Source organism: Halogeometricum borinquense DSM 11551, assembly GCF_000172995.2.
GTDB classification, from domain to species: domain Archaea; phylum Halobacteriota; class Halobacteria; order Halobacteriales; family Haloferacaceae; genus Halogeometricum; species Halogeometricum borinquense.
Window position 1 is genome coordinate 295,104 of record NC_014731.1, and the last position, 15,718, is coordinate 310,821.

11 protein-coding genes are annotated in these 15,718 nt (G+C 51.5%); 5 read left to right on the top strand and 6 right to left on the bottom strand.

All coding sequences use genetic code 11. The annotated features are described in order from the left end of the window. Window positions 1-11 precede the first annotated feature (11 nt). From HBOR_RS17125 to HBOR_RS17140, 4 genes are all read right to left on the bottom strand, one after another. Window positions 12-755 carry an IclR family transcriptional regulator gene (locus HBOR_RS17125; protein WP_006054546.1) on the bottom strand — a complete coding sequence of 248 codons (744 nt, stop codon included), beginning with the start codon at window positions 753-755 and terminating at the stop codon, window positions 12-14. Window positions 756-947: 192 nt separating this feature from the next. Further along, window positions 948-1,571 (bottom strand): histidine phosphatase family protein, encoded by a 624-nt coding sequence (locus HBOR_RS17130; protein ID WP_006054545.1) that lies wholly within the window; start codon window positions 1,569-1,571, stop codon window positions 948-950. Between the two features lie 71 nt (window positions 1,572-1,642). Further along, entirely contained in the window at window positions 1,643-2,470 is an 828-nt protein-coding gene (locus HBOR_RS17135) for a phosphosulfolactate synthase (RefSeq protein WP_006054544.1), read from the bottom strand. Window positions 2,471-2,593: 123 nt separating this feature from the next. Continuing rightward, a complete protein-coding gene (locus HBOR_RS17140) occupies window positions 2,594-3,946 on the bottom strand; it encodes an MmgE/PrpD family protein (protein WP_006054543.1) in 1,353 nt (450 codons plus the stop codon). 425 nt (window positions 3,947-4,371) lie between these two features. Here HBOR_RS17140 and HBOR_RS17145 point away from each other — a divergent pair, with 425 nt between their 5' ends. Next, window positions 4,372-5,457 carry an ABC transporter substrate-binding protein gene (locus tag HBOR_RS17145; protein WP_006054542.1) on the top strand — a complete coding sequence of 362 codons (1,086 nt, stop codon included), beginning with the start codon at window positions 4,372-4,374 and terminating at the stop codon, window positions 5,455-5,457. Between the two features lie 19 nt (window positions 5,458-5,476). Here the strand turns inward: HBOR_RS17145 and HBOR_RS17150 are convergent, their stop codons facing one another. Beyond that, the gene (locus tag HBOR_RS17150; protein ID WP_006054541.1) at window positions 5,477-6,034 is read right to left on the bottom strand and encodes a carboxymuconolactone decarboxylase family protein; all 558 of its coding nucleotides are present in this window, start codon (window positions 6,032-6,034) and stop codon (window positions 5,477-5,479) included. Between the two features lie 410 nt (window positions 6,035-6,444). Here HBOR_RS17150 and HBOR_RS20390 point away from each other — a divergent pair, with 410 nt between their 5' ends. The 4 genes from HBOR_RS20390 (at window position 6,445) to HBOR_RS17180 (ending at window position 11,925) form a co-directional block, all read left to right on the top strand. Beyond that, entirely contained in the window at window positions 6,445-6,657 is a 213-nt protein-coding gene (locus HBOR_RS20390) for a hypothetical protein (RefSeq protein ID WP_006054540.1), read from the top strand. 101 nt (window positions 6,658-6,758) lie between these two features. After that, window positions 6,759-7,394: a hypothetical protein gene (locus HBOR_RS17160; RefSeq protein ID WP_006054539.1), complete on the top strand. Its 636-nt coding sequence runs from the start codon at window positions 6,759-6,761 to the stop codon at window positions 7,392-7,394. Window positions 7,395-8,922: 1,528 nt separating this feature from the next. Continuing rightward, window positions 8,923-10,512, top strand: coding sequence for a transposase (locus tag HBOR_RS17170; RefSeq protein ID WP_006054537.1), 1,590 nt, complete (start codon window positions 8,923-8,925; stop codon window positions 10,510-10,512). Window positions 10,513-11,640: 1,128 nt separating this feature from the next. Then, the gene (locus tag HBOR_RS17180) at window positions 11,641-11,925 is read left to right on the top strand and encodes a ribbon-helix-helix domain-containing protein (RefSeq protein ID WP_006054534.1); all 285 of its coding nucleotides are present in this window, start codon (window positions 11,641-11,643) and stop codon (window positions 11,923-11,925) included. A 246-nt stretch (window positions 11,926-12,171) separates the two neighbouring features. Here HBOR_RS17180 and HBOR_RS17185 read toward each other — a convergent pair whose 3' ends face one another. Beyond that, complete coding sequence (locus tag HBOR_RS17185) at window positions 12,172-15,714, bottom strand: UvrD-helicase domain-containing protein (RefSeq protein ID WP_006054533.1); 3,543 nt, start codon at window positions 15,712-15,714, stop codon at window positions 12,172-12,174. Between the last annotated feature and the right edge of the window lie 4 nt (window positions 15,715-15,718).

Here is a 15,718-nt window from a genome sequence, read left to right on the forward strand (position 1 = left end):
ACGGACGTCCTTCAGAGCAATTCTTTGGTCCGACGAACTGTCCCGAGCACCATCCCTGGAATGTTTTCTTCGAGCCGTTTGTTACTCAATCGGTCGGCGTGGCCGACAACGTACACGGCGGCTACCTCGCCGTCGTGTTCGAATGCGACTGCGACTCCGTTTTGGTCCGTGCGTTGTTCTCCTCGCTCAATGGCAATGCCGCGCTCGCGGATATTCGACAAGTCGCCTGCGAGCACATCCGCGTCTGTGATCGTGTTGTCCGTGCGCGCGGGAAGGCCGGCAGCGTCGAGAACGTCCTCAACCTGCTCGTCAGAGAGATGTGCCAGAATCGCTTTTCCCGGCGCAGTACAGTGGAGGTGTTCGTCTATTTCGACTGTCTCAGAGCTGTCACTGGTCGATTGGTAGAGGTTGACGCCGTAGGAGCCTTGCTTAACGAAGAGTCCCGCGGTCTCGTTGGTCGTCTCGGCCAGTTGGTCGATCAGTTCGTTCGAGGTGCGGTACAGCGGAGAGCGTCCCCGGATACGGGTTCCGAACAGGACGAATCGGTACGACAGTGAGTATTCCACGCCAACCTTTCTGACGTATCCGAGTTCGCGCAGCGTCGCGAGATGCTTATAGGTCGTACTTCGTGTGAAGTCGAGTTCGTCGGCCAGAGCCGAGACACCAACCGGACCGTCACGGTCCGCCATCGCTTCGATGAGGGCGAACGTCTTTTTCGGCGCGGAGAGCGTCGGCACCTGACTCCATTCTGTCATATCATCACATCGGACAAGAGTGGTTTAACGGTTTCGCGGAATTTAGTGGGACCGTCGTCTATCGACCGACCGTGAGTAGGCGTTGCCGGTCATCGCTCGATCAGTGAGCGGGTCGATAAACTAGACAGTCCCGGCCAGTACTATCGAGATTCTCGAACAGTATTGAGAATCGATGCCTGTTGTCGTTGCGGATCAGCCGTTGGCGAACTGACCGATCTGGGTGTCTGATTCACCGATAGTCGTCTCCGCAACGGTACGTCGTACTGTCGTCATGCTACATTTTCCGGGTGCATACCGGCCAAGATCCGCGACCGAACCGGCGTCGTCGATATCGGCGAGGATGGTCGCCATCGGGAAGTCGTGTGTGACCACGAGCACTTGCTCGTCTGCGTTCGAACGCTCGCAGAGTCGCTCCCATCGATCAAGTACGCGCGCACGTCCGTCTGCAAGTGGCTCCCCACCGCGCGGGAGTGGCTGTAGTACATCTACGTCAGTGTCAAGGTCGTCTGTCATGCCATCACCGAGTTCGTCGTATGCGAGGCCTTGGAACACGCCCGCATCGCGGGGACGCCACGCGGCTTCGAATTGCGGACGCGGTCCGAGGCCGGTCAGACGAACGAGTGCGGCCGTTTCCCGGGCAGCCATTGTATCTGCGGCGTACATCCGGTCGAAGTCGTACTGTGACGCCAATCGTCGGCCGATGGCCGTCACCGAATCGTATCCCGTCTCTGTCAGCGGAACTGGTACGTGTCCGTGGAGTCGGTTCTGGCGGTCCCACTCGGTCTGTCCGTGCCGTAGCAAAACGATGTCTGTCATATCTGGTGCTGTAAATCGCTGTCTCGCTCGTGAGCGGTCTCTCACGAGGCTCTCACGACAGTACTCGGGTGTTATTCTGACCGTGTGAAGGTCGTCGTTCGCCCCCAACTCGTCGCTTTACCCCACAATCCCGAGCGCATGCATTCGAGTTCGACGATCTGAGAGTTATCGACGAAGAGGTTCACGTTCGGCCCGAAGTTTTTGATGTACCACTCGAACATCTCCGGACCAGGTGCCTCGAACACGAGGTTCTCCATTCCCAGTTCGTTGGCGAGTTCGTAGACGACATCCGTACGCCACTCGTGGACTTCTTCGGTGATTCCCTCTGCTTCGACCATCAGAAGATCAGCACCGGCTTCGAGATGACGTTGCCCTTCTCGGATCGCCATCGACGGGTCCTGTTGACCTTCTCGTTCTAACTCGTCTGGGTCGGATGCACCGCCCGCGCCGAACTGGACGTTGATCTCGGGTTTCGGTTTGAGATTATAGTCGGCAACTAGTTCGGTCAGCGAGACCAGATCGTCAGTGTCGATAGCCAGAAAGCCACTCGAGATTTCGACGATATCGAATCCAAGCTTCTCGGCTTCGGCGACGTACGCTTCGACTTTGTCGTTATCCCGCACGAGGACGTTTTCGATGAAGCCTCCTGTCGAAACATCCACGTCGTATTCGTGGCAGATGTCGATTAGCTCGGTGACGGTGGACTGATCCATCAGCGCAAACGATCCACCGCTGAATTTGTAGATATCGACGTACCGTCCCATCGTCTCTAGAATATCGCGCAACTCTCGCGGTCCCATGGGGTCGTAGTACGGACCTCGAATCTCGGTGATTCCCTTTGTTCGTGGTTTCGGCGGCCGGTCGTTGACGTGGAGGAAGTCGAACGCTCTCTCTGACATGTGTATTCGGTGCTACAACCCGCACCTATTTCAATTTTAGGGCGACCTAAAAATTAGAACGGCCAAAGAGTCACCGCTAAAGCGACGATATGAACTGTCAGACCGCGATTGCAGTCTCCCGACTTAGTTCAGGAGTTCGACCAGTTCGGTGATTTCGTGTTCTTCGAGGTGCTTTACGGTATGGACGATTTCGTCACGACGCTGTTGGTCGTACCGGCCGCTGGTCATCGTCTCGAACTTTTCTTCGACTTGTTCCCAATCCATCGGATTGTTCGGGTGGCCTTGGAAGTCGTCCTTTTGAACCTCGTGGGTTGTACCGTCGTCGAGCGTCACCGTAATGTTCGCGGGCATCTCGCCCGACTCGAAACGCTCGGTTAGTTTCGGGTCTTCCTCGACTGTGACCGTCCTGAGCAGTGATTGAACGTCGTCGCGCTGGATTCGTTCCGGATCGTAGGCGTCGTTCGTCATCTCGCGGTCGATCAACGCTGCCGCAAGCATGTACGGTAACGAGTGGTCCGCCTGTGCTTTCGTCTCGACCTCATAGCGTGATCCCTCTCCGCCGCCGATGATCAGTTTCGCTCCGTGGAACGTGTCAAGGTGAATCTCTTCGACCTGTTCGGCCTCGATTTTCTCTCTCTCTGCGAGTTCGATGAGACCCTCGACGGCTGACTGGGCGTACGTTTCGGCGACGTAGCGTTTCGTCATCGTATCGAACACGCGCTCGCAGTTCGGATCGAGTTCGACGTCGAAGTCACCGCTGATGATCTGTTTCCAGCCTTTTTGTCCCTCGAAGAGGTTCTTCGGACCCTCCATCCCGTTGGCGGCTAACAGACAGGAGTATACCGCATTGCGTGCGGCGTTGGCGCTGGCGATTCCTTTCCACTCGTTGATTCCGCCAGTTCGAGTTACTCGAAGCGCGTTATGTGCGGTTCCAGCGATGCCGACGGCGTTACGCAGTTGCTCGTGGTTGAGTCCGAGAATCGAACCGGCGCCTGCGGCGGCCGAGAGCACAGTGTGCGTGACGTGATCCCAACCTTTGTCCCGAACCGGCGCATTCCAGGCGAGTTCGCCCTGCAACTCGTAAGCGACGCCGACGGCTTCTATGAGATCCTTCCCCGACGCACCGGTCTGCTCACCACAGGCGATGATACTGCCGATATTGTCGCTCGGATGGGGTGTCTCTCCCGGTGCGAGAAACGAATCCATATAATCCAGATATCGGGTTAATGCCGTGTTGTGCATGGCGGCCTGCGGTGCCGACGCGCTTGCATCCCGACCCCAGAGCGTGCAGGAACCGCTTTCGTCTACCCCGGAAACCGTCTCAAAAACGACTTCGACGGGTTCCGCCCCGAGTGCGCCAATGCCAATTCCCACGGAGTCGAGAACGCGCTTTTTGAGTTCCTCGACTACCTTTTCGTCAAAATTGTCGTAGTTGGCTGCCTCAACAAACTCTGCAATCGACTGTGTCGTTGCCATATGTTTTAGGCTCGCCTAAAAGCTAAAAATCTTTCTGGCTCAGTAAAGGCCAACGTCGGAATATCGATAGAAACCATGGATGGCTTCGTTGGCGGCGGAGTCTATCAGTCTCCCGTGTAACAACGCTCGTGAATCACCTCCCATCTTAGTTGTGTAAATGTATCCTACGCAATAGTTATATTTGTCGGCCAGCTGAGGGTTAGGGAAGTCGTTATTTTAGGCTGGCCTAAAATAGTGCTATGCGTATGCTGAGAGAAACTTCGACACGAAGAGACGTTCTCAAGGGCGGCAGTGCACTCATTGGGAGTGGATTCCTCGCCGGTTGCACCAGTAGTGGACAGTCTACACCTCCCTCCGATTCGACATCATCAGACTCCTCGAGGGGGACCTCAACCGATACTGCGACAACTGAGCAGTCCTATTCGGTGTCGCTTGATCCGGTCGGAACGATCCCCTTCGAGCAACCACCCGAAACGGTCGTTAGCGGTTGGGGATTTGTCGGTGACGTGTTGATGGCGCTCGGGCAAGCCGACCGTATCGTCGGGATGTCCCGACCTGGTTTCTGGTTTCAAGGGTTCTACGAACTTCTTCCGGGCGTCTCAATGCGTGATACGACCGCGATCCCCAACACCGTCTCGAAGGGGTACAGTCTCAACGAGGAGTTGCTCTACGAACTCGACCCGGATCTGCTGGCAACGGATCCCAACCGATTCATCGCATGGTATGGGAGTGATACCGCGACCGTCGAGTCACTCGTTGACGACATCGCGCCGTTCTTCGGCAACGAAAGCCGATCGAAACGTCCCTCTGGATGGCCGAACTGGCCGACTGGTGAGGACTACGACTACTACGCTATCCCAGAGTTTGTCGAGCGATACGGACAGGTCTTTCAGGAGCAAAAGCGTGCCACGGCGATGGTAGACCTCTACGAAACCACTCTTGACGATATCACATCACGTCTCCCACCGCTGGACGAGCGCCCGACCGTTGGTGTACTGAGTGCGTTCACGAATCCGGAGAACAGCGGTCACTTCGGCGTCTCCAACCCGATTCCCGCTCTCGATGCGACCCACGAACTCAAACACTACGGGGACTTGGGAGTTGTTGACGCGTTCGCGGAGCAGTACGGGGAGGAAAGAGGCCATTACGATCTCACAGTCGGCTTCGAAGGGCTGCTTGCGGTTGACCCGGACGTTCTGATCTTCGATGAGGCGGTGAACGCACTCGGCGGACAGACCGTCTACGGAAACACGAAAGCCTACGAGCGGACCCTCGAACTTCTCCGTACCGACGATATCGGCCAGCGACTCACCGCAGTCCAAAACGACCGGTTGTATCCCGGCGGAACGGGATCACAGGGGCCGATTATTAATCTCTTCCAGACCGAAATGCTCGCAAAACAGCTGTATCCAGCGGAGTTCGGTCCGTGGCGCGGACTCGGTGAGACGCCTACGGACGAGCAACTGTTCGACCGTCAACGGGTTGCAGACATCATCAACGGGGATCTCTGATCTCGTTCGCACTAACGAATTACTCGAAGCGGTTCGATATCGTCTCTTCGTCGGGCGTCCAGCCGATGAACTCGCCACCCTCGAACGGGAGATCGATGGAGGCGATATAGTTGCACAGTCCGACGTAGAAGTCCACGAGGAGGCCGAGCGCAACAATCTCGGGCGGTGAGTACTGCCGAGTGAGTGCCTCGTGTATCTGGTCGGTGACTGTTCCGGATTCGACGGCCCGAGCGTACTGGAGCAGGACGTACTCGGTGTCGTCGAACACTGAGAGGTCACCGCCACCGATCGCTTGCATTTCCTCGACTGTAACGCCCTTGTCGCGGGCGATATCGACGTGTTGGTGCCACTCGTAGCGAGCGCCGCGAGCCCTTGCGACGGTGAGGATCACCAGTTCTTTGCGTCTCTCTCCGAGTTGATCGTACAGCGTGTTCAAATACTCCAGCGTCGCTTCGAGAACTTCGGGGTTGTGCGCCCATGCACGGAAGATGTGGCGGTCGCCCAGATAGTCGTCGCTGAACAGGTAGTGGTACTCCTCCGGGATTTCGTCTAACTCAAGTAGCGGAAGTCGTGACATGTCTCTTGGGTTCTCAGTTTACAGCCGATTTCAGCCGTGGGACGGAAACTCGCCATCACAGGGACTGTTATCTATCGTTGCGGTGGTACCGCACTCGATGATCATGTCAAATTGTATCATGAACTAGGTTAACAGATGTGAGATGCGTAGTAAACTGCATCGCGAGCGTTAAACAGTAATGCACACTTGCACAGTCCATTTCTCTTGCTGAGTCCGATGATTTCTCTAATACCGGCTCGAATGATCCGCAAACTAGCCATCCCCGGAAATGTGCACAACCTCGGAGGATGATTCTGATGCGTGGCTTATTTGCAGTATCGGTAAGGAAGAATCATCTACTCAGTAGCGCCTGCGAATTGATTGTCGTGTGATTCGTTAAAGATTACACTTGGAAGAACAATACGGTTGACATGGTCATTTCAACGAAGTCGGTGTGGGACGAAGTTGCGGAGGAACTTTCGGACGGAACGGTGATTGAGTACGAGAATGCAACGGTATACGGCGATTTCGAACAAGAACAGATTCTCCACGAAGGTAATCTCAGAATTCTTCCGAACAGTTGGGTTGCTTTACCAACTGGGCGTCTCCTTTCTCCTGAAGCAGTGCATCATATCGACCCATAAAGATAGTATACCAACCGATTCGTAGCTCACCTGTATTGAGCGACGACCCTCTATAGATCAATGGTAGTAGCCTTATCTGTGAAGAACGCGGGCATCTAATAATGGCCGACGGGAGTAAGCCCAGTAGTAGTGAACGACTCGCCGAGGTATTAGGTGAGATAGATGTGGACGAGTTAGAGGAGGCTATCAAAGCCGGGATGGAAACCGTCAAGAAAGCGGACGGTTTCCACGAATCTGTTGACGGACCGGACGACGAAACGAAATATATCCTCCACAAAGATAGGCTTCCGTCCAACCGATACCACGAACTCGCACGGACGATTACGAAAGCAGTTCTGGACGTGAGTCCTCGGGAAGTAGCCACAGTCGGAGTCCAAGGAATCGACGACTTTCTCCGAAATCGGAATGAAGAAGCCGTCAAGACGCTCTTGGAAGGTGGAGTCTCGTACGTCGAAAGCGAGTACAATGATGGAACGATTGAGGGACAATGCGTTGCGACTCCAGATGTAGTCGAAGCCGTGCTGTCGTTGTATATCCCCGGACTGATACATACATACTTCTTAGATGGCGAAGGTGAAGCGATTGCAGCACGCTTTGACGACACCTTACAGTATTATTGGTTGTCCGAAGCCGCATATCGACAGCTTGGTGAACGGTTGAAGCCCGATCTGTTCTCGGCAGTCATAACCCTTGAAGAGTTGGAACAGATAATAGAGAGAGAACGCAAGCATAGGTAGATGGTCTGTGTATACTGAGTGATCGAGGAGAAAGATCCATCACCGTTGTTGCATATTTACTGGTAAGAGGTTCTGGTGAAATCCTCTTCTTCAGATACATTGTAGCGTGAATCGCGGGCTCACTACACGTGCGAACTTATCGGAGTTCACCGAACACAAACGTTATACGGTGTTAAGTTAATGTTTTGATGTGTATAAAACGGTTCGGGATTCGCTTGAGGACTGGTACAATCCGAGTGTTCAGTCTGCGGTGATTCTGTTAATGGGTTCGAGTTTTAGTCTCTTTCTGTTCCTCAACAGCCCCGATTTTACGAATCCGTACTACGTTTTCGGAGTCGGAGTAATGGGCATCACAATCGTCTTTGCGGTGGTTATGCTCATCTCTGTGTTACTAAAGCGCCAATAAACTACTACTCTGTATATAGCGGACCGCTCTGTCCCGATTTGTATGTTTTCTGCCTAGACGGATTCCTGAGTCGCCTCATGACGCCAACGAAATAACATACATCCGACCCCGAAGACAAGAAAATAAAACACGTATCCCAGTACTGCGGGATAGTAACCGAACTCACTGATATTCTGGAGCGAAAGCAACGGCGTACCTCGGTAGACCAGAGAAACGATACCGACCAATCCGATTCCGCAGACAATCAGTCCATAGCGCTCTGTGGATTCCATGATGTTGATGAATTAGCTACACGTTGTCTTGAGTAGTTCGTCGCTCCCCTGTACTCAGCACGTCGCTCCTGACAGCATTCGGTGAGGGTGCTGCGGTCATGCTGAATAGAGGGCGCGAGTCGGTCACGCGACGTTCCCGGTCTGAGTGTTATGTACAGCTACTCGATTGGTCTGGGGAGTGGATAGAAGACACCGTACCAGAGTCGGTAAAGTACACCACCAACTGCGATTCCCAAGGAGAAGCTCTCGCGTTCTGCCTCTGTAAGCGAATCAAACCATTTCAAACTTAGGAGAACACCCGCAACGAAGGTGTACAAACGACGCCAGTAGTTCGTGCGGAGTCTCCAGTAATCACGGTCATGTATCCATGATGCTGTAAGTTTCTCTACAAGTCCCAGAAGGAAGTATTGAAGATCGAGTCGAGTTGATTCATTTTCTTGATTGGCACATATTCGATTAATTCTTTTAATAAATAAGAACAAACTGCGTAAAAACTCAACTCGAGCCCACGTTCGACGCGAAATCATTATTCCTTTATCATGCTGACTCAATATAAGTATTCGGCTGGGCTGCGGATTGGCAGGTACGCACACCTACTGATAAGCTAATACACCCTTGGCAACGCTGCAAGTAAACCCTATATCAAACCAATTCCCCTAGTGGGAAGGAAGGGTGAGAATCGCTGGGTTCAAAATAAATCTTGCCACAAAATAGGTCGAAAACCCGATATTCGCTCGGTTTGCTCTTGAGCCCGCCGTGTAGCCAGTCGATATTTACTCTTGAGTGTGGCGAGGAGGGGAGATCATAGCAAGAACGAACACCAGCATCCCCCTCATAGACAGACAAACAGATGATCTCCTACACGCCCCGAATGACCGATACGTTCGCTATCTCGCTTGAGCTGAAAGAACGCCTACAAAGAGGAACCAGTCTTTACGACGCATTCGAAGCGCTTGACCATCCGTTTTCGTTCCCAGAGAATCAATATCCTGAGTGGCACTCCACATCATATCCGTTTCGCGGCATGGTCAAACTGTTTTACTACCGGGAAATCACCGGAGAGAGCTATCGATCGCTAACGCGCCAGCAAGAACTTGCAGTCTTGTTCGGCCTCAAGAAAATCCCAGACGAATCAGTACTCTCTCGAACTTGGCACAACCGATTCGACGATGCGGGTCGTGCCTTCGTCACCAATGGAGCACACGATCTCGTCTGGAGGATCGAAAACGGGGATTTCTACGCTCCTGAAGTACGGTCACTAGAAGAGATCGAGACACCACTCAACGAGACTGACGACAAATCTGAGAGTCAACCCACGTTTACTAACGCCCAGATCTCTCGGACAACCCATCTCGCACGCGACCACGCATTTAGGTCGTTCAACTCTGGTCGAGCCCAGAACACGACTTACGAGGATACTCGCTTTCTCGAACTTCAGACGTTCATTGGGATGGCTGGTTGTGGAACACCGCAGGGCGCGAGACGGTTTCAGATCCGCCGAGGTACGGAGTACGGGCCACATGGCGATACGCACCTTCGGACAGTCAAAAAATTCGATCCTGAGGGTCTGATCGCTGGATTTCAACAGGCGACAGAGCGGCTTCTATCTGTGATCCAGTCAGAAGTCACGTTCCGTCGTCCTGTTACCGTTGCGATCGATATCACGACGCTGCGATACTATGGCGATGTCGAAGGAATGCGGATGGTTAGCGGGACGAAAGACGGTGATGGACGGGGATTCAAATTTGCGACGCTCTCGATCGTCGGATGGAACATTCCCATCATATTAGCCGTTGAGCCCGTCCGTGAGAGCTCCGCATGGGATGAGAACCCGCCGAATCGGATTCATCGTGTGGTCCGACGGCTCGTTCGACGAGCACAAGAGCTCGTTCCGATTGAGACGGTTCTCTGTGACGCTGAATTCGACGCAAAGTTGGTCTACCAAACGCTGTCAAACCTCGGCGTGAACTACCTGGTTCCAAAGCGGTCGTTCAACGCAGAGCGAGCAGCGATCAAGCGGATGAGCGAGGATGGGCAAGACGTCGCGGTCGAATCAACGACGGTTCACACTGATCAGGGATCGCATGCGATGCGGTTCTTGTATGTCCCCTCGACGAAAGGAGACGGTACAGCCGTCTTCGCAACGAACCTCAGGGTCGGGCCAGCCGAGGCCGAGGCGTACTGTCAGCGATATAGCCGCCGATGGCAAATCGAAAACGAGTACAAGTCGATCAAGTACGACTTCTTAGCGAAAACCTCCTCGAAAGACTACCGCGTTCGATTGTTTTACTTCGTGTTCGCAGCGCTACTGCACAATATCTGGCGGCTTACCGACTTCCTCCTGAAAACGGGAATTAGCGACGATATAGACTACGCGCCCGTACTGACAGCTGGTGAGTGTGTAGAATGGGTTTCTTCTGCACTGATTCCAGCAGACTAAGCAGCTCTCAACTCGGTACGCCCTTCGCGAGTGGAAACACTTTCTCGAAGCAGGAGTTTCAGACGGGAATCCGACACTTACAGAGTTCACTTCGAGAATCGACCGAAGAGTTCGATCAGGATAGATGATTCTGGCGAATATCCTATTGAATAAAACCGGAAACTGGCCATCCTCCGAAACTGTGAAATGTGAAACTGAGCGAATTTCATATAGCATCATACAATATATTCTGGGCTGAATTGACTCTGAAATCCAGAATGCAGGCATTTCAGGCGGTTTCTGTGGTGAATAAGGACTGTCCAAGATCACTTTGTTTTAACCACGTAAAGACAAGTGGATTCGAGGGGGTCCGCGCTGTCCCCTCATCCCAACCGATGCCCGCTGACTCAGACGCCCAAGAACTGGACAACGTAGCACGTCCAAGCCACCGGGAACAGCGGCTGGTCAAGATGCACCATATCAGTTGCTGTGCATGCGGTTTCTTTATTCATGAACGGTTGTGTAACTGTCGGCTCATATTTTCTAACCATATCAGTAGAAATATAGCGCCACCCATAGTGTCTAGTTGAGGAATCTCCACCTACATTCCAGCATATTTTCGGATAATCATTGCACAAACAGTTGAGGATCTATATTCCAGTTCGTTATGGCTTTAGAGACCTGACCTGTCTTGCCACTTCGAGACGGCGTAAAGAAAGAAGATCGCGATTGCTACCGTGAATATCGCTCCCTTAATTAAAAGATCTTGAACAGTCGTCACATCTTGCATCACTCGAAGAAATAAGCCGAGAAAGATGATCCCCAGTATGAGCAAGAGGAATATATCAAATCGACCTATCGATCTGATCTTCTCCACCATTACCTATCTGTCGGGTGGCTACAAGAAAAATTCTCGGTTCAATCTCTGTAGCTGAGCGCTTCTCCTCCCGTCGCGAAGCACACCATGACATTAGTACCGCCGTACCTGTAATCAATGAGGTCAGATACAATTTTCATATCGGTGAGAAACATCGGTGCGGCTCTGTTGAAATCATTAGAACCTGGCAAAACCATGTGACACAGACAGAGGGTGATACAGCAGGTAGTACTCCGTCGAAATTGGTATCGTAAGACACATAATACCAGCGTATGTCTGAAGCAACCACGGGATCAAGCGGCGATGATGAAATCGTCACGGTGAATTTCAAAGTCACACAGGCGTTTCTCACCGAAATAGACAACACATGGCAGGAACGCGGGTTCAACAGCCGAAGCGAATTTGTTCGCTACACCCTCCGAGACGCGACTGAATTTCCGACATTCGACCGCGATGAACTCATCGCTCTCCTCCAAGCAGAGGAAAACATCCGTGAAGGACGGACGATGAGTACAGACGAAGCCCGCGAGCAGTTCGGAACGGACAGCGATGAGTGAGGTGGGCTGGACGTGGGAACTCACAGCAACAGCACAGGACGTCCTTTCGGTCCTTTCTCCAACTGAGCAAGAGCGGATACTGAAAATCTCGACGTGATTATTGACCGAACAACCCGTGTGTGGTGGTAACTCTGCCCAAACAGATAGCACGGGGGTTAAAGAAGATCAAACAAGCCTGGATCAATGAGACAGAATCCTTGATTAAAAAGATCCCTTTAATGAAAGGAGACTGCCTGTGTACCACGCCTAATTCGACGTAAGGGAATCAACCGGCGTGACTGATGTATCAGCATCAATCTGGAACTGAGGATCACCTTCATACTCCCCTACAACAACGTCATCTATTCGATACTGGTGTTCCTCTTCAAGAAGTGGAATGTCCGTTGCCTCATCCTCGATTACGAATTTCAATTTATAACCGTCCTTCGTAACGAGTGTCCCAAGCTGACGTGAATTCCAGAACGGCTTTGCCTCACGTGTATCTTCCGCAGTGACTGTGATTGTCGTCCGTTCTGCGTCGGGATCAATAACTGTTGAATCCGTAATAACGTGGTTCTGGATTTCATCTAAGAACGGTGATTGCTGATCAACTCGACTTTGAATATCCAGCCGTTCTTCAGCGCGCGTGAGTGCTACATAAAACAGACGACGTTCTTCGTCCATATGGGACCCTGTATCTATTTCCACGAGTTGGGTGAGGCTTCGGTCCCGTTCAGTTGGGGGAAATCCGTCACTCATACCTCCAGCTGCATTAGCGATGATTACGTGACCTGCTTCTTTCCCTTTTGCTTGGTGTGCTTTCGTTACCTCGACGCCGTTTTCTCCTCCAACAGGAATGTCAGCATCACGCAGTCGCTTTGATATTTCCCGAATGAATGGAGATCCTGATTGATTCCGGGCCAGCACCATCACGTCATTTGGCTTTCGGTCAGACTCTCGTACAGATGACTTCACTAATTGAACGATCTTTTTAATCCCATTTCGACGATATTGGAAATCATCGCTTCCAGGAACCAAGTGTACCCTCGGAGTTGTTTCGAGCGATTTGTGGGCTGTGACCGTTTTGTCTGTTTTCGCCTCATTATTCTTGATGAGGTCATTCCCAGCTTTGACGACACTTGGTGGACATCGATAGTTGGTTTCTAGCCTCGTCTCTACAGCGGGTGAGAAGTGATCTGCGAAGTCGATAAAGTAGTCTGGTCGAGCACCCTTGAAGCCATAGATACTCTGCCAATCGTCGCCGACCGCAAACAACCTGGCGTCGTCATGTCGAGATAATAGTGCTTGAACGAATTCAATCTGAACCAGATTGAGGTCCTGAAACTCATCAACCATTACGTGCCTAAACTGAGCAATATTGTCGATTTCTCCGCTCTTGATGGCATCGGTCGCCATCACGATCATATCTACAAAATCATATGCATTGTATCGATCGTATACCGACTGATATTCTTGGAGCAATCTTGTTGCAGCGTGACTGAAATGGTAGAGCTCTTCGTCCTCCGATTCAGAAAGATTGTCCAGTTGATCTTCCGGATTGATCCGATTCGTTTTTGCCTTTTTGACGAACTCTGCGAAGGTGGACTCGACGTCACGCCAGCAAATATTGTGCTCGTAGGTTTCATCCCGAAGGGCTTTCCCCCGAAGAGGACTCTCAAATGTGACGCCCAGTTTTTCCAGCTGTGTCTTGACAACCGTCTCAACACGGCTAGGATCAGTTTGGTCACCGGAGACGATCAGCAGCGTTTGATCCGTCCCCTCGAAAATTTTCTCCACCTCGTCACGAGACCGTTTTTGATTGTACCAGCGTTTACGTTGACGGGTAGGTTCAGATGGAAGATACTCGATAACAATATTGTGTTCCGGGAGGCTGAAATCGGGGATATATGCCTGGTCTTTTGGATTTCCTGCCCAAGCCGCATATTTACGATAGTGATATGAGATATCGTGTTTGAAGAGTAGATCCGCAACTGATGTGTGGGCGTCTTTTTCTTCATTGAACCGGGATTGTACTTCTTCCCCTCTAAGCGTTGTATCAGATTTGTACCTAAGAGAGTTCAGGAAATCACGTCGTTCTTTGTCATCATCTTTGAGGTTTGCTTCCTTGTACAACTCGAGAAACTCATCGTAGTGTTTTCTAAACTCTTGATCTGCTTGGTAGAGTGATCGAATCAGACGCCCTACCTCTCGTAACCGACTCTGATCTTCGATCTGAACCAGAGTTGGATCGATTTCATTCAGTGCTCTATTACCAAACGAATGCAGTGTCGACGTTTCCACGCCCGAAATATCGAACATCTCATCGAGTCGGTCTGACATCTCTGTCGCCGCTTTCCGTGTGAATGTCATGGCAAGAATATCGTCTTCAGAGACACCCTCTTCGACGAGATATTTGACCCGACACGACAGAGAAAAAGTCTTTCCTGTTCCTGCGCCCGCAATCACTTGGTTGTGGATATCGTTTCGATAGACGGCAAGTTCTTGTTCTGCATTGAGAGAGAGATCATCATCACCGAACCCACTGAACGTCTCTTCGTACTTGTCTCTCTGTTGCTCAATGAGTTTCTGGTTGTACCCTTCCAACTGCCCTCGTATGTTAGCAATCTCACTAGCAATCGATTCAAACCGACTCCGATCCGAGTTCGCTAAGAGATTAAGATCGATATTTTCCTCGGTCTTCACCACCCGAGATTGTGCCTCATCGAACCTTTTCTCGTAACACCTCTGCTCAGGAGTTGCCAGATACGACCTTTCGTTGAAAATATCTTCGACAGTCGATTTAAGCTCATCCGCCCATTCCTCTAACACTTCAATCTGATTGTCGAATGCTGATTTTGCGTTTACAAATTTACGAGTTCTCTGCAAGATCGAGCCGTACTGTCGAAGTTCGTCTTCCTGCTTGGCTGAGATATACTCGGTACTTCGCGAAGAGAGGAAGTCAGCTATTGATTCGAGGAGAGGATCGAGTTCGCAAACGATTTCATCATGCTCTCGGGGAAGCGGAACCCCTTCTTCACGGGATTGTTCAACCTCGTGTTTGAGTTCGGGGACCTCAGATTCTAACCTACCAATCAACGATTTATATGTGTCTTCTGTTTGCGATTCGTTATAGATGGTAACACGCTGACGTAGACCACTAGTTCTTTCAAAAAGCTCATCGAACCTTTCTAAATCTGTCTCTGACAGTTGTCGGGTTTCTATATCTTCCTTTGCAGAAGTGATCCAACCTTCTGCTTTACTGACCCGTTCTCGGAGTTCTGACTCAGTTTCCTCACTGAGCAATCCTTCAGCGCTACACTCCGCTTGAATTTCTGACTCTAATGCTTCGATAGCACCCTGTATTTCGGATATCTCAGCGTCCTGCTCTCGCTTCGCTTTGAGATAGGACTCAAGTTCTTTTACATCTGAGCGGAGTGATTCTGCTGTCGTCTGTTCACTGGTGCGTAAGAACTGTTTATTGTCCTGGAGTAGTCCAGATAAATCAGCACGGATTTCCTCAAGGGTTCTGAGGGATTCTTGGGCTTCAGATGGTAACGGCTCGCCTCGCCGGCGTGGCCCTCGTATCATCTCTTCCACTGTGGAGGTTATCTCACGCGCAGATTTGTTGAGAGAGTGGTATTCCTTCTCTATTTCTTGACGGCGTTGATCGGCAGATTCAATCTCAGCTACAAGACTCCCATATAAAAGACGTTGCAGGCCTCCTGGAAGGATGTTAAATAGCGTTTTATTCTGCTTCTGCTCTAATTCTCGTTGATATTCGTCCCAGGAAGGTGGCGTTTTGGAATCCATAGAT

Coding starts and splice junctions, on each gene's coding strand:
- HBOR_RS17125 (WP_006054546.1), bottom strand. CDS start 755: ATGACAGAATGGAGTCAGGTGCCGACGCTCTCCGCGCCGAAAAAGACG.
- HBOR_RS20390 (WP_006054540.1), top strand. CDS start 6,445: ATGGTCATTTCAACGAAGTCGGTGTGGGACGAAGTTGCGGAGGAACTT.
- HBOR_RS17150 (WP_006054541.1), bottom strand. CDS start 6,034: ATGTCACGACTTCCGCTACTTGAGTTAGACGAAATCCCGGAGGAGTAC.
- HBOR_RS17185 (WP_006054533.1), bottom strand. CDS start 15,714: ATGGATTCCAAAACGCCACCTTCCTGGGACGAATATCAACGAGAATTA.
- HBOR_RS17140 (WP_006054543.1), bottom strand. CDS start 3,946: ATGGCAACGACACAGTCGATTGCAGAGTTTGTTGAGGCAGCCAACTAC.
- HBOR_RS17180 (WP_006054534.1), top strand. CDS start 11,641: ATGTCTGAAGCAACCACGGGATCAAGCGGCGATGATGAAATCGTCACG.
- HBOR_RS17135 (WP_006054544.1), bottom strand. CDS start 2,470: ATGTCAGAGAGAGCGTTCGACTTCCTCCACGTCAACGACCGGCCGCCG.
- HBOR_RS17130 (WP_006054545.1), bottom strand. CDS start 1,571: ATGACAGACATCGTTTTGCTACGGCACGGACAGACCGAGTGGGACCGC.
- HBOR_RS17170 (WP_006054537.1), top strand. CDS start 8,923: ATGATCTCCTACACGCCCCGAATGACCGATACGTTCGCTATCTCGCTT.
- HBOR_RS17160 (WP_006054539.1), top strand. CDS start 6,759: ATGGCCGACGGGAGTAAGCCCAGTAGTAGTGAACGACTCGCCGAGGTA.